Origin of the sequence: Chryseobacterium sp. P1-3 (assembly GCF_000738495.1) — a bacterium.
In the GTDB taxonomy this organism is placed as follows: domain Bacteria; phylum Bacteroidota; class Bacteroidia; order Flavobacteriales; family Weeksellaceae; genus Chryseobacterium; species Chryseobacterium gallinarum.
The window spans coordinates 18,579-34,659 of sequence record NZ_JPEQ01000012.1; the positions used below are offsets into that span (position 1 = coordinate 18,579).

The 16,081-nt window shown below is 35.0% G+C and carries 11 protein-coding genes; all 11 read left to right on the top strand.

The window, feature by feature from the left end; translation table 11 throughout:
- Positions 1 to 140 precede the first annotated feature (140 nt).
- The gene (locus HX13_RS16300) at positions 141 to 1,826 is read left to right on the top strand and encodes a DEAD/DEAH box helicase (protein ID WP_050021960.1); all 1,686 of its coding nucleotides are present in this window, start codon (positions 141 to 143) and stop codon (positions 1,824 to 1,826) included.
- Positions 1,827 to 1,977: 151 nt separating this feature from the next.
- A complete protein-coding gene (locus HX13_RS16305; protein WP_002981301.1) occupies positions 1,978 to 2,616 on the top strand; it encodes a DUF47 domain-containing protein in 639 nt (212 codons plus the stop codon).
- A 17-nt stretch (positions 2,617 to 2,633) separates the two neighbouring features.
- Positions 2,634 to 3,776, top strand: coding sequence for an inorganic phosphate transporter (locus tag HX13_RS16310; RefSeq protein ID WP_050021961.1), 1,143 nt, complete (start codon positions 2,634 to 2,636; stop codon positions 3,774 to 3,776).
- A 436-nt stretch (positions 3,777 to 4,212) separates the two neighbouring features.
- A complete protein-coding gene (locus tag HX13_RS22830; protein ID WP_050021962.1) occupies positions 4,213 to 5,049 on the top strand; it encodes a hypothetical protein in 837 nt (278 codons plus the stop codon).
- A gap of 6 nt (positions 5,050 to 5,055) precedes the next feature.
- Positions 5,056 to 5,541, top strand: coding sequence for a hypothetical protein (locus HX13_RS16320; protein ID WP_050021963.1), 486 nt, complete (start codon positions 5,056 to 5,058; stop codon positions 5,539 to 5,541).
- Positions 5,542 to 5,646: 105 nt separating this feature from the next.
- Positions 5,647 to 7,545: a SpvB/TcaC N-terminal domain-containing protein gene (locus HX13_RS16325; protein ID WP_128572450.1), complete on the top strand. Its 1,899-nt coding sequence runs from the start codon at positions 5,647 to 5,649 to the stop codon at positions 7,543 to 7,545.
- A gap of 31 nt (positions 7,546 to 7,576) precedes the next feature.
- A complete protein-coding gene (locus tag HX13_RS16330) occupies positions 7,577 to 12,310 on the top strand; it encodes an RHS repeat domain-containing protein (protein WP_050021965.1) in 4,734 nt (1,577 codons plus the stop codon).
- 10 nt (positions 12,311 to 12,320) lie between these two features.
- On the top strand, positions 12,321 to 12,524 hold the full coding sequence (locus HX13_RS16335) for a hypothetical protein (protein ID WP_238555431.1): 204 nt from the start codon (positions 12,321 to 12,323) through the stop codon (positions 12,522 to 12,524).
- Positions 12,525 to 13,083: 559 nt separating this feature from the next.
- Positions 13,084 to 13,638 carry a hypothetical protein gene (locus tag HX13_RS16345; protein ID WP_128572452.1) on the top strand — a complete coding sequence of 185 codons (555 nt, stop codon included), beginning with the start codon at positions 13,084 to 13,086 and terminating at the stop codon, positions 13,636 to 13,638.
- A gap of 359 nt (positions 13,639 to 13,997) precedes the next feature.
- Positions 13,998 to 15,176: an RHS repeat-associated core domain-containing protein gene (locus HX13_RS16350; RefSeq protein ID WP_050021969.1), complete on the top strand. Its 1,179-nt coding sequence runs from the start codon at positions 13,998 to 14,000 to the stop codon at positions 15,174 to 15,176.
- A gap of 76 nt (positions 15,177 to 15,252) precedes the next feature.
- Positions 15,253 to 15,909 carry a hypothetical protein gene (locus HX13_RS16355; protein ID WP_050021970.1) on the top strand — a complete coding sequence of 219 codons (657 nt, stop codon included), beginning with the start codon at positions 15,253 to 15,255 and terminating at the stop codon, positions 15,907 to 15,909.
- Positions 15,910 to 16,081: the final 172 nt, after the last annotated feature.

Below are 16,081 nucleotides of genomic sequence, written 5' to 3' on the forward strand. Positions count from 1 at the left end.
AAGGCTTGTTTTTTTAGATTTAATTTTCAAAAAATTAAAGATATATTAAAAGATTCTGAATTTAAGTTTATAAATTTAAAACTTTGTTCAAAAACAAATCAAATATTTATTGTATCTTTGCAAAAATTTTAAAATAGTTAATGAATTTATTTACGGAAACCAATTTAAGTCCTGATATTCTTAAGGCGATTGGCGAAATGGGTTACGAAAGCCCAACAGAAATCCAAAAACAGACTATCCCTTTTATTCTTTCAGATATTCGCGATTTGATCGCACTTGCGCAGACAGGGACAGGCAAAACAGCAGCGTTTTCGCTTCCGATTTTGGATATGATTGACGATACGAGTCGCAAAATCCAATTATTGGTGCTTTGTCCGACACGGGAATTATGTCTTCAGATTGCTAAAGACATAAAGAATTACTCTAAGTATATGAAAGACATCAAAACTACTGCGGTTTATGGTGGAAGTAGTATTGTAGAGCAAATGAGATCTTTAAAGGATAAGCCACAAATCATTGTGGGAACTCCGGGAAGAGTAATTGATCTTATCAACAGAAAGGCGCTTGATTTTTCTGCTATTCATTGGTTGGTATTAGACGAGGCTGATGAAATGCTTTCAATGGGTTTCAAAGATGAATTGGAGACCATTCTAAGTGAAACTCCGGAAACGAAACAAACCTTCTTATTCTCTGCTACGATGAATAAAGAAGTGGAAAGGATTTCCAAAAACTATCTTACCAAACCACACCGTATTTCAGTAGGTTCCATCAATGAAGTGAAAAAGAACATTACTCATGAATATTATGTGGTAGGATACCGCCAGAAAAAAGAAGCATTAAAGCGATTAATTGATGCTAACCCTAACCAGTATTCCATCATCTTCTGCAGAACGAGAATGGAAACCCAGGAAGTAGCTGATTTCTTAATGCAGAACGGCTATGCTGCTGACGCCCTTCACGGGGATCTTTCCCAGGCGCAGAGAGATACGGTAATGAAGAAGTTCAGATTGAAAAATATTGATATCCTTGTAGCGACAGACGTTGCCGCTAGAGGTCTGGATGTCAATTCTCTGACTCACGTTATCCACTACTCCCTGCCTGATGACCCTGAAGTATTCGTTCACCGAAGCGGAAGAACAGGTAGAGCAGGAAAAGATGGTATTTCTATGGCTTTGATCAAGCCTGAAGAAAGCAGAAAACTAAAGCAAATCAAGTCTGCTACGAAAATTGAGATTAACGAAAGAACCATTCCTACAGGTGACCAGATTATTAAAGCTCAGGTAGGAGGAGTTTTTGAAAAGCTATTCACGGAACATGAAGATCTTTTTGAATTTGATGACAGTTTAATCCCGGATCTGAGTAACTTTACCAAAGAAGAACTGGTACATCAGTTGCTGCAATTCCAGTTGAAAGACCTTGCTTTATATTACAAAGATAAGCATGACCTTGCTGAGCAGAAATTAAGCACCAGGGATGATGATTATTCCAGAAGAGATCGTGGTCGCGACAGGGACAGGGGAAGAGACAGGGATCGTGGAAGAGATCGGGAACGTGGCGGAAAACCAAGAAGAAGAGATGAAAATATGGTAAGATTCTTCTTCAATCTTGGAAAGAAAGACCATTTGAAGAAACTTGATGTTTTAGATATTATCAATAAAGCTACTGCCGGAGGAAAGAGTAAGAAAAGAGCTGAAATCGGTGATATTGAAATCCTGGAGAAATTCTCCTTCTTTGAGGTTGAAAAATCGTTTAAAGACAATGTTTTAAGCAATATTCAATCTATGAAATTTAAAGGAAAAGACATGAGGGCTGAAGTAGCCAACTAAGTCTTGCTTATACCATATAAAACCGGCACCAGTGCCGGTTTTTTTGTTTGATAATCAGAGGTTAGGCGAATGTTAACAAAACTTAATGTTAGATAGTTTCAGGTACAATCCTTTTTTAAGAAATTTGCACACGAATTATAAATACTAAAAAATGGGAATTGGTAATATTTTCCACGCTTTTCAACCAAAAGATAAAATCTTCTTTGTACTTTTTGAAAAGGTAACTGAAAATCTAGTTGCAATGTCTGAAGAATTCAACACAGGAATCAAGGATTTCGACCTTAATGATGATTCTATGTTGAAAAAAATGAGCGATTTTGAGCATAAAAATGATGAACTTACTCACGAGATTTTCGTAGAACTGGGAAAAAACTTTATTACACCTTTTGACCGTGAAGATATTCACACTCTGGCAACAGGATTAGACGATATCGCAGATTATATTTACGCCTCTACAAAGTATATTTTCTTATATAAGTCTCCTGAGATGAAGGCTTATTCGGATTTCTCTTTATTGATCCACAAGGCATGTCTTGAAATTCAGAATGCAATGAAAAACCTTAAAGGCTTCAAAAACATGGAGCAGGTGAAAGAGGCTTGTATTAAAGTAAACTCTATTGAAAATATTGCAGATGACCTGCTTTCAAATTCTATGGTAGAATTGTTTGAAACTAATGATGCTATCAATATCATTAAAGTTTCATCTGTATTGAACTATCTTGAAGTTGTAACTGATAAAGCAGAAGATGTTGCGAATACCATTGAGAACATCATGATTAAATACGCATAAATAATACATAGCAAAAAATGGAATTTCCGATTTTACTTGTAGTTATTATTGCGCTGGCCCTGATTTTTGATTATATCAATGGTTTTCATGATGCTGCCAACTCAATTGCAACTATAGTTTCTACAAAAGTTTTAACTCCATTCCAGGCTGTACTTTGGGCAGCGCTCTGGAACTTTGCAGCTTTCTTTATTGCTGCCTATATTATTGGAGAATTTAAAATTGGTAATACAATTGCCAAAACCGTTAACGAGAATTTTATCACCCTTGAGGTCATCTTTTCCGGTCTTGTGGCTGCAATTGCATGGAACCTTCTGACCTGGTGGTTTGGTATTCCTTCATCATCTTCACATACATTAATCGGAGGGTTTCTGGGAGCTGCATTGATGCATGCCTTTATGATGGATTACCACGACGTGGCAGCGGCACAGCCGGCGCTTGGGACGTGGGAAACTGTTAAGGAAGCTTTTAGCCAGGTAACCCGTCAGAGTGTGGTGAAATTTGATAAAGTGATTCCGATCTTCTTATTCATCTTCATGGCTCCGATTATAGGGATGATCATCTCTATTATTATCACCCTGATTATCGTACACCTTTACAAAAAATCAAACCCGCATAAAGCAGATCAGTCTTTCAAAAGATTACAGCTGGCATCTTCAGCTTTATTCAGCTTAGGGCACGGTTTGAATGATGCACAGAAAGTAATGGGTATCATTGGTGCTGCATTAATTTATTACCACGTTGAGATGCTTCAGGACCCGGTTTATCTGAATATCCCTGCTGCAGAACGTTTTGACTTCTTTGCTGAACATTACCTTTGGGTACCTCTGGTATCTTTCCTTGCTATTGGTTTAGGAACGATGAGTGGAGGCTGGAAGATCATCAAAACAATGGGTACCAAGATTACAAAAGTAACTTCATTGGAAGGGGTGAGTGCAGAAACGGCAGGAGCTATTACTTTATTTATCACAGACCACTTTGGTATCCCTGTATCTACAACACATACGATTACAGGTTCTATCATCGGGGTAGGATTAACAAAAAGGGTTTCCGCCGTGAGATGGGGAATTACGGTAAGCTTACTTTGGGCTTGGGTATTAACAATTCCTATTTCTGCCATTGTAGCGGGGATTACCTACCTTCTGGTAACATTCTTTTCTTAATATACAAAAATCACTTAAGCATATAAAACTTTGTCCGGTTGGGCAAAGTTTTTTTGTTATATAACCAGGATGGCAACATCAACAAGAAATTTTTGATCAGCGTACATATATCTCTCCAGCTTATTCAGAGACTTTCTTAGCTTACTTTAGCTCCTACTTTTGAAACTATCCGAATTTGGAATTTATTTTTTTCACCTAATTGTTATTTATTAAGTAATGAAATGCTTGTTTTTTATGATTCTTATTTATGATATTTTATGAAGCTTAATATCTTTGTAAAATGCTTGCTGTAAAAGGTTTTTGTGTGTTTTTTTAATTAGCCGCTTTTATTATCTTTGCCATACTGAAATGATTAAATTTTAAAAAAAACACAATTCACTATAGAATAGAGATATTTTGGCTATTCAGTCTCAACAAGTTTTTACACGAACACTATATGAAACGAACACTATTATTTATTTTTGCTCTTTCGGCTTCTGCCGTTTCTGCTCAAAGCTGGAATATTACCGGAAATTCAGGAACAAGCTCATCGAACAACTTTATAGGAACAACAGATAATCAGGATTTGGTTATTAAGACTAAGAACATTGAAAGGCTGAGGATTAACTCAGCCGGAAATATGGCTATTGGAGGAATTCCTGATGACCCGTATGTTCCTTTTCAGGTATATGGAAGGGCCCAGTTCAGGTCTAATATCAACAGTGATGGTCTCCAGATAAGTAATGCAGCCCCCAAACTGGATCCCGGACTTGATTTGGTATGGATTAAATACGACCATTATCAGCCTAATGATGTAGGGCTGTTGACGCTTTCCACTCCTTCATTTGACGGGGATTGGCCGAAATCGGTATTTACCGTGAGAACCAATGGTAAAATTTTTATGGGCGGGGTAGACCCTACACCGGGATTCGTCTGCAGCGATTGTAATGATTACAGACTCTTTGTAAAAGACGGAATAAAGGCAGAGAAAGTAAAAGTAGAGGCAGGCCCTGGTGGCTGGGCGGATTATGTATTTAAAAAAGAATATAAGCTCCGTTCTTTGGAAGAGGTAGAGCAGCATATTTCAGAAAAAGGACATTTGCCGAATATTCCTTCTGCTCAGGAAGTGGAGAAAGAGGGAATTAATTTAGGGGAAATGAATACTAAACTCCTCGAAAAAATTGAAGAGCTTACGCTTTATTCCATTGAGCAGAATAAGCAATTAAAATCCCAGTCTGAAAAAATTGAGAAACTGGAACAGCAGGTTCAGAAACTTTTATCCACTCAAAAATAACACAATATGAAGAAAAAACTATTTTCTGTATTTTCTTTGTTGGTTGGATTTTTAGGCTATTCACAAACTGAAGTTTACTTTAAATATGATGAAGCCGGAAATCAGCGATACAGGGGAACCAATACGACGGCCAAAAAAGCTGAAGACCTAATTTCTAAAGAGGTAAAAGTTCAGGAACAGGCAAAAACAAGTATTGCCGCATCACAGACACCTGCCATAGATGAAAAAGCATTCTGGAAACAAATCAGGTTATATCCGGTTCCGGTGAACGACTATTTAACCATCGACTGGACTGAAGAGGTGGACAGCCTGATAGAATCTGTTTCACTCTACCAGCATAGTACTGTTCATTGGAAATTCCAGCAACAAAATATTCCCGGGTTAAACCGTCAGGTTAAGATCAATATGACCGGCTATGATTGGGGTGTTTATATTTTGCGTTTTACCCTGAAGGACGGAAGAGTCTTTGGCAGAAATGTTACGAAAAGATAAGAAACAAGGAAGAATTTAAAGAGTACAAGATCTCTATGCACGAGATTGTTTTTCTGCCCATCTTTATTTATCAATTATCATTAATACAATAACAAATAATTCTATATGAAATTATTTTTATCATTTATATTATCCTTATGTTCAGTGCTGGGGTTTTCACAGACGATACTTAACCAGCCGGAGACCACTACACGGACGGTTCAGGATCCACGTGCAGTGATGCTGGCACGAGGATTTATTGCAAAATCCGGTACCTCCAATCCGTTTATTGCAAAACTAGGCCCTGCTACAGAGAATCCAGGCGGAGGGCCAACGGATTCCAATGCCGGAGCCGATAATCCAAGTGGAACCTCTGCTCCCGCAGGCCAGAGCTTCCATGATACGAAAGGAAATATAGAAGTAAATGGCAGCGGCCAACTACAATTTACCTTACCCATTGCTTTGCCTCCGGGTGTAAAAAATGTGGCTCCACAGGTTAACCTTGTGTATACCAGTGGTTCCGGAAACGGAATTGCAGGATATGGCTGGAATCTGTCGGGAATAACTGCCATTTCAAGAATAGGAAAGACTATTGAAAAAGATGGGGAAGTTAAAGGGGTTCAGTTAGACTATTCAGATTATTACAGCTTCAATGGGCAGAGACTAATTCTCAAATCCGGAGAATATGGAAAGGATGCTGAGTATGTCACTGAAAAGTATTCTAATATTAAAATAAAATCCTCAGGGATAGGGCCGCTCTCTAATCCGGCACAATTTGAAGTTACCTTTGAGGATGGTTCACAGGCTTGGTATGGTGCGTACAAATCAGGTTTCAGGGATAATCCGGAAGTGACTACCCCTTTGGAATATAATATTGTAAAATGGAGGGATATTAAAGGTAATTATATCACATATAATTATTTGCAAACAGGTTTCTCAAATATCGCTATGATTTCAAGCATTCAGTGGGGAGGAAATGAAACACTAGGCAAGCCTCATTTTAATACAATAGATTTTACTTATATTGGTAGAGGCTTAGCCGAAGATTCCTATGTAGGAGGAGTTCGTTTTTCACAAACTCAACTTTTGTCTGAAGTTAAAGTAAACTCCAATGGCAGCCTATTTAAAAGATATACAATCGATTACCTGAAAAATGGGACGAATTATCAGGCCGTTGATAAAATAACGGAATATAATGCTGATAATAATGCTGCCAATCCGGTAGCTTTTACCTATCCTTCTCCGACACAGCCAAATTTAGAATTTTCAAACAATAATGTAGATAGTTTTGAAAACGTAAAGCTGACAGGTGATTTTAATGGTGATGGATATTTGGATTTTTCCCTGAATAACGGAGTGGTGAAGCTTGGAGGACTCAATAATACTTTTATTGATATTTCCACAGGTAAAACCTTTAATACAGAAGCTAAAGTTGTTAATACATTGTTGGATGAAGAAGGGCAGGTTCATAATGGAAATGGAATTGTTCAATACGAAGGAGGTAAAGTAACAGGTTATATTTTTAGAAATAATATATTTATCAAAGTATTTGAAAAGAACGTATATGATGAATCGCAATGTACACAAAGTACAACTGATCCTCATCCTGCGGGCTGTCGAATGTTAACCCCTATATTTAATGAAGGCGATCTTAATGGAGATGGTATTTCTGATGTCTTTTTAACTTTAAAACAGGAAATTTGTCGATGGATTCCAGACCCTAACTGCAGCGATAAAAGCGCTGATGGTACTGCTAACCGTCCTCCTCCATGTGCAATACTTGATTGCAATATATATACAGTGGGAAATTTTATTATTGACTTAAAGAATGTAGACAATCCTATTTCTACTTACATTGTTGATTCTGGCATCAATGAAAATTCCTACTATAAACAGCAATATCTGGACGTAGATGGCGATGGGAAAGTAGACATTATTGATGTTTCCAATACCGCTTATACTGTATTTGAGTTTATAAGAACAGCTCCTAATCAGTATCTTAAAAAAAATAAAATTCACAGGTAACTTAGCTGAAACAAAAGCACCAGAGTTTCCTGTGCTATTCGGGGACTTCAATGGTGATGGAAACCTTGACTTTACTATCCCAACTACAGATAATAAAGAAAAAGATAATTGGAGGTTTTATTTGGGAACAGAAAAAGGATTTTCCACTTATCTAAAAACGGACTTTTTGAAATATAGAAAACCTGATGACTATCGGAATAGTAATTATCCTACTTTTAATATATACCAGCATGTATATTCAATATCAGACATCAATAAAGACGGAAAATCGGATATTGTACATATTCTTCCTTTTAACAAGGCAGGTCAGGTAAATTCAAACGGAGCTATACTTAACAGATACTTTGGCTATACTATTGATGTTTATACTGCTAATGGAGCCGCTACAAATGGAAGTCCTGATTTCTATACCAGTTATATTTATGGAGGATATAATTATGTAACCGGTACTGGTGAATTTGGCTTATTCTCACCTATTACCTCACAGGTAAAAGTCAACAACAATTATTATGATGTATTATTATTCTGGAAGGAGAGGATGCATAAACTTAAATCTCCTTCATCTGTTGGAAAACTATCACAAGTACAATCCATTACTCAGGGTGGAATTACCACATTAATAGATTATTTAGAAATTATTCCTGATAATGATACTAACCCTAATTTTTATCAGAAAAATAAAAAAGAATATTATCCTTATTTTTCTTTAAGTAGGGTTGATCAATCTTATGCGGTATCCCAGCTAAGACAGGAAGGAAGAAAACAAGATTTCCGATACAGAGGAATGACAGGACATATGCATGGAAAAGGGATGTTGGGCTATAATCAGTCTGCCCGCAGCTCATGGTATGCTGATGGATTTGAAAATATCAAGATCTGGTCTGGAGCAGAAACTGATCCTCTTTTTGATGGAATTCCGGTAAAAGAATGGAGCATAAAAACCAATGATGAGTCCAAAATATTCCCTGTTGATATTTCTGAAAATAACACTCAGCTATTAAGTTTCAAATCTACTGTTTACCAAACGGATAAACTATTAAATGGACAAATCATAACAGTAGCAATTGCCGATACCGATAAGCCAAAGGTGATAACTGCTACTGTTCCGAAAAGTATTAAAACCAAAGATTTTTTAACTGGTACAACAACAAACATATCAATCACATATGGAGATTACTACCTCCCACAACAAAGTGTCACCAATGTTAATAATGGTTATGCAGTAACTACTTCTAGTTTTGAATATATTCACAATTTAGCAGGAATAGGTTATGATTATTTTGTAGGTCGTCCAAAAATCAAAACGGATATCATTCAAGCTTATGGCGATACAAAATCTGCCAAAGAAGAATATATATACGAAAACAATCTGTTAAAAACCTTAAAAACCTGGAACAGGGATAATACCGGATATTTACTAGAAACTTATACTTACGATGGTTTTGGAAATATTACTCAAAAAACGATCAGTAATAGCATAGACTCCCAAACCCAAACCACCGGAGCTCTGTATGATGTTAAAGGAAGGTTTGTAGAGAAAAAGACCGATAATTTAGGATTAGAAACTAACATTACCTATAATAATTGGGGGCAGATTTTAACTCAGACCGATCCGTTAGGAAATATCCTTACCAATACCTATGATGCATGGGGTAAGCTTCTTACTTCTAAAACCAATTTAGGAGGAGCTACTACCTATGAATATAAAAGAGATGATAACGCTAATCTTACTGTTATCCAATACGATCCTGATGGAAATATCTCGAAGAAATTTACCAACAGATTGGGTCAGGATTACAAATCATCAACTAAAGCTTTTGGACAAGGACAATTTGTTTCTAAAGATACCCAATATGATGTACTGGGAAGAAAAATTAAAGAATCTGAGCCTTATTTTGAAGGGCAATCAGCCAATCAGTGGAATACCATTACTTACGATGATTCCGTATTTCCTGTCACTAAGGCAACCGCTACGTCATTCAATGGCAAGCAGATGGAAACCACTGTTTCAGGCTTGATAACAACTATCAAAGAGCTCAACGGTTATGGAAAAACTACTTCAAAGACCACTGATGCGTTAGAAAATGTAATTTCTTCAACAGATAAAGGAGGAACAATACAATTCTCTTACAATGCAGCAGGAGAACAAATCAAAGCTCAATATGCCGAAAATATTGTTACCACTAAATATGATTCATGGGGGAGAAAATCAGAATTTAATGATCCTTCCAATGGTACGTATAAGTATGAATATGACGGTTTCGGGCAACCTAAAAAGATCATCAGTCCAAAAGGAACCAAAGAATATACCTATAATAATCTTGGACAGCTGATCTCTCAAACGGAAATTTCAACCACAGATGGAGGGCAGGCAACCAACAAAACGATTTCTTATACTTACGATAATAAAGGAAGAGTTGTTGCCAAATCAGGAACTTCCAAAGGACAACCCTATAGTAATAATGTTTCCTATGATCCGCAAGGAAGATTATTATCATCATCGGAAAGCAGTAACGGAAAATACTTTATCCAGAAAGGAATAACCTATGATGATAAAGCAAGAGTAATCTCTTATGAAAAGCAATTATATTCTTCAGGGGTGCTTACTAAAGTTCGAATTGAGAATGTCTACAGCATTTGGAGTGGTGAGCTCTATCAGGTAAAAGATAAAAATTCAGGAAAAACCCTTTGGGAACTTAAGGAAACTAATGCTAAAGGACAAGCTCTAAAAGCTAAGCTAGGAGCTGTAGATATCAACAATACTTATGATGCAAATGGATTCTTAACGAATGTCAATCATTCGTCGGCAGTAAAGTCAGGTATCCTGCAACTTTCATATTCATTTGATGCAATAAAAAATGAGCTCAAAAGCAGAACTACAGGAGGAGATTTTAATATTGTAGAATCTTTTGATTACGATGATAATAACCGTTTGGTGAATTGGACGAATCCTGTTACAGGAATTAAGCCTTCTACGAATAGAAATGTCTATGATGTTAAAGGCAGGATTATGGAGAACGATCAGGTAGGAACCATTAAGTTTGAAAATTCTGCAAAAATCTACCAGCCGACAGGAATGACCTTAAATGCTGCCGGAACCCAGAACTATAATAATGACTTGATCCAAAGCATTGCTTATAATGAAAACAATGATCCGGTATTTATTGATGGAGAAAAGGGAGATATTGCGTTCCAGTATGGTTTAATCAGCATGAGACAGAGAGTTACTTATGGAGGAAATTTCAATACAGATGGAGAAGGTAAATTTACCAAATATTACAATGAAGATGGAAGCTATGAAGTCTTAAAAGACAATACAACTGGAAAAGAAAAACATATCATTTATATTGGAGGAACACCCTATGAATCAAATATTGTATTTTTAAAGAACTTTACAGAGAGCAGTGGTTCTTATAAATTTTTGCATAAAGATTACATTGGAAGCATCTTAGCCATTAGTGATGAAGCAGGAAATAAACTGGAACAAAGGCATTTTGATGCATGGGGTAACTTTACTCATTTGCAGATTGGAAACGGAGCCATTATTACGGATAAGAATATTATTGATACTGCTTCGTTATTAATAGACAGGGGTTATACCAGCCATGAACATTTTGCTGAAGTAGGCATTATCCATATGAATGGTAGATTGTATGATCCTTTATTAAGGAGATTCTTAAATGCAGATGAAAATATCCAGGATCCTTATAATACCCAGAATTACAACAAGTATGGGTATGTACTTAATAATCCATTGATGTTTAATGACCCGAGTGGAGAATTCTGGCAGTTTTTAGCCATTCCAATTGTTAAAGCGGTACTTTTTGCTGTTGTGTCTTACACAGCTACTGTTTTGATTACCGGCTCTAAGTTTAATATATTGAACTTATATTCTACCATTGTAATGAGTATGCTCAGTGCGGGGATAACTACTGTTATAGGGGATGTTTTTTCTACTGCTACGGCAAGTATAGGAAATGAAGCTTTAAAAAGTCTTGTCCATGCAGGGGCACAGGGAACGCTGAGTTTTATGCAGGGAGGTAATTTCTTTACCGCGGCCGCCAGTGCATTTTTAGCAAGTGCAGTATCTTTCGGATATGCTGCTGCTGTTGGAGATGCCTATAGTGGTGTAGGACAGGTAGCATTGGGAATGCTTTCCGGTGGTGTGGGATCTGCTCTTTCCGGAGGGAATTTTTGGGACGGTGTGAAGATTGGGGGTATTGTGGCGCTATTCAATCATGTTACCCACCAGACTCAACGTATCACAAGACAGCAATCAATAAAAGCAATCCAACAACAGTATCCAAGGCTTTATAAAGTGTTATCAAAATTGCCTCAATTTTTAAATGATAATCCTGAGATTCTGAATACGTTATCTCAAGATACAGGGCTTACAAAGGAGCAAATTTTAAAATTCATGGACATTAATAGTTCAGAAGGGCAAATCATTAAACTGAGAAGAATGGGAAGGCTAGGCAGCTCAGCTTATCCTATTAGCTATATAAATGAAGACTTAGTAAAAACCCTTGAAGGATTACAAAGCCGTACTTATATACAGGGCACATCATTTTTAGCAGCTGTAACTGTTTTGCATGAATTTGTACATTGGGGTAGAGCATATAATATACTGCCATCTGATCCTAAAAGCAATAAATGGAATGCAACTGATTATGGAGATTATTGGGAGCAACGGACTTTTGAAACTATAACCGGAAGAAATCAAGAAACAATTAATTTATCATACAAATATGGCTGGAAATTTTAATTTATCAAAAATGAATAAGAATTTAAAATATATAGTGTTTTTTATTTTGTTGGTTCACATAACTTCTTGCAACAAGGAAACACAAGAAGATATTGGGCGGGATATAATAAATCAAAACTTACCTATTATATTAGATTCTATAGATAAATATTATACTTTAACCGATGAAATTTTATTGAATAAAGAAAAACGCCAAAATACTATAAAAAATTGAAAACTCTGTTAGCTATGATAGTTTTTTCTTTGAAGAATGTGAATTTTGTCAGGATATAATGAGAAATGATAGATCAAATGTTGACTCTATGTATTTTACCCAGTTCAAAATAAATAATATTCCGATAAAAAAAAATTGATGAGTATAATATTGTATTAGTGAAGCCTAATAAAGGATTTTACGGAATAAGAAAGACAATTGAGGTCTCGTTAAATAATTTATATATCTACAAAAACCAAAAAAAAGCTTTCTTAATTGTTGACAAAATAGCAGCCAATTCCAAAGGAGGTAAAACAGAAATTTATTTTTTTGAAAAACAAGGTGATAAGTGGAAATTTCACGAGAAAAAATTATTGTTTCTATAATAGGATACTAATTTTAGTAGCGGTAACTGTTCTGCATGAGTTTGTACATTGGGGAAGAGCTTATAATATTTTACCATCTGATACACCTGCTAATAAATGGGGGCAATCTGATTATGGCTCTTACTGGGAATTGAAAACTTTTGGCACTCTAACAGGAATAAATCAAGAAACAATTAATTTATCATTAAATATGGTTGGAAATTTTAAGTTGCTTTATCGCTATTCAATTTTTTTTATTTAGTTTGGTCACAATATCTTGTTCTAAACAAAACACATCTGCTAAAATAGGCCAGGAAATCATAGAACAAAATATTAATATTTTTGTTGATGAGTTGCATTGGTCAACGTTTGAAAAAAATAAGAATATTATAGTTCCAATATTTATCTCGAATTATGTAACTGAGAATAAACTATTTCTTGATGAATGTGATTGTTTTGATATTTTTAATATGGAGGGATTTAATATTGGTACAAATTCAAAATATGAGTCTTTTTTTATCAAGACAGTACCCTTAAAGATAGAAAACAAAAGTATAAAATTGGTTGAAGAAAATAGTAATATAGATTTAGAAAAATTTGTAGAACTCCAATTTAACAATTTTTTTCTTGATAAAGATCAAAATAGAGCTTTTTTAATAGTTGAAAAAATTGGTCATGGAACTAAAAGTTGGACTAAGGAGGTTTACTTTTTTGAAAAGAAAGGTCATAAATGGAAATTTTATAAGAAAAAACTATTAATGATTGGCTAATCTATCAATATGGCTGGAAGTTTAAACATTTAAAGTTTTCTTAATAATTTTTTTATCAACAGTAAGAATTCAATGGAATACAAAATGGTTGGTAGAGAAATAATTAATGAAAGTATAAATAGCTTCATTTGTAAACTTCTCTGTTTTGTCATTTTAAACAAAATTATTATCCATATGATAAAGCTTTAAAAGGCAACTTTGCTGATTCAGAATATTTACGAAGATTTTCAAAACTTAATTTTGGTAAAGCAAAGTTTGTAGCCCAGCCTGTAATAGAAAACAGTTTAGTTTTAAAGCTTTCAGAAAAAGATATCACTAATTAAAGTATTTATTCTTGATGATGGGGTAATTTTACTCATTTGCAGATTGGAAACGGAGCCATTATTACGGATAAGAATATTATTGATAATGCTTCGTTATTAATAGACAGGGGTTATACCAGCCATGAACATTTTGCTGAAGTAGGCATTATCCATATGAATGGTAGATTGTATGATCCTTTATTAAGGAGATTCTTAAATGCAGATGAAAATATCCAGGATCCTTACAATACCCAGAATTATAACAAGTATGGTTATGTACTGAATAATCCTCTGATGTTTAATGATCCAAGTGGAGAGTTTGCTTGGGCAGCAGGATTTTTCTTAACGTATATTGCTCCGATAATTTGGGGAGTAGCAGTAGGAACGCTGATCAGTGCAGGAATGTATGCAATACAGGCGTTAGTAATGAACAGCTGGTCATGGAATGGTTTTGCAAATGCTCTTTTAATGGGTGCGGTCACAGGAGGAGTCTCTGGTGGTTTAGGACAAGTATTCAGTGCCAGTGGTTTCTGGGGATCTGTAGGAAGTAGTGCCTTCACAGGAGCGGGAACAGGTGGAGTTACAGCTTTGCTTACCGGAAAGAATTTTCTTGAAGGAGTACTAAAAGGAGCCGTAATTGGTGGTGCTGTAGCAGGAATATCTTATTATGGAGCTAAATTCTTTTCAACACCGGTATATAGTGAACTAACCAAAGCTGAATATGACGCTCTTGGAATACCTGATTCAGGAGAGGCATTAGATCCATCAATACACACGTTAAGAAAAATGTATAAAGATACTGGATGGAGTGAAATGAAAACTGGTGCAAAACAGTTTTATGTAGATCATGTATCTAATGGTTATACTAAAAGAGGAGACCTATATATTAATGCTAAAGGTGAAGAAGTAATTGCCTATACCAGACGAAATTTTTGGAATGGTAACACCTCAAGTATATCCTTCTCAAAACATGCCTTTGGTTCTAAAATTAAGCTTGGTTTTGTAATGAATCATGAATTAGGGCATTCTGTAATAAACCTTAGTTCTTTAAATGATTACTTACAGGTTAAAACCCAAAGTGGATATGAGCCTGAAATGTTGCCAAAAGCTTATGGTCTTGATAAAATAAGTATTGAGCATGGCGCAATTTGGGGAATTGAAAGAGACTTTTTAAAATTAAATGGACTAGACAAACTTCCAGGCTTTTTTGATTCAGAAAAACGCGACATATTTTAATACATATTTTTTAGAAAATCAGCAATATCGACGTGTATATGATGCTATTAAACATTTACCTGTAAAACTTAAATAAATGAGAAATATAATAATATTATTAGTTATAGCTATTTTTTCTCTTATAAGCTGTAATAAAAAAGAAGAAAAAATGGAGGAAATTAAAATTGAGATCTTAAGTTATAAAAAAATAGATTCCACAAATTCATACTGTACGCTTTCGTTTGAAAATAGTAGCTTTAAAAATTATGTATTGCCAAGCAGTGGTAGAATATACTTAGTTTCCACAAAAAATGGTATTGTCTCCTATGATGATAAAGGAAAGATTGAAGGAAAAATAGTCAGTTCAGATTTTGTGGATTACGCAGGGGGAGCTAATAGTGATGAAAGTGTTAAAGTACAACAACTAATTAATAAATATTTTGAAGCTATATGGCCATCAACTATTGATTTAGACCAACTTTGGAATAATAATTTTGAAGGTTTTGTTCATTCTTTGTTATTCATGCCAAAAAAAAGCAAGCAAAAGGTAATAATATGGTTTCATGCTTTTGATATAAACCAACATACTTTAACTAATAAAAACTCAAGGATTTCTATAATTTCAGATGAGCAAGAACCTCAATATCCACTCTATTTAAAAAAAATTGATTCACTTCTTAAAGTATATAATTTTGATTATGAAGTATATAAAAAGCCTCCATATTTAATAGATTCATTGTTCATTAATAAATAAATTGAGTATGAAGGCTTCCTCGCAGAGGCTGCAGGAAAATCAATTTCATTTAAAATTGATGAACCAGCCTTTAAATATAAAGAAAGTCTTGATAATGTTGGCCATTACTATATTCAAGAAAGCAGCACAAATTTTCTTAATAATAATGGATGGCAAAATATGATTAATCATA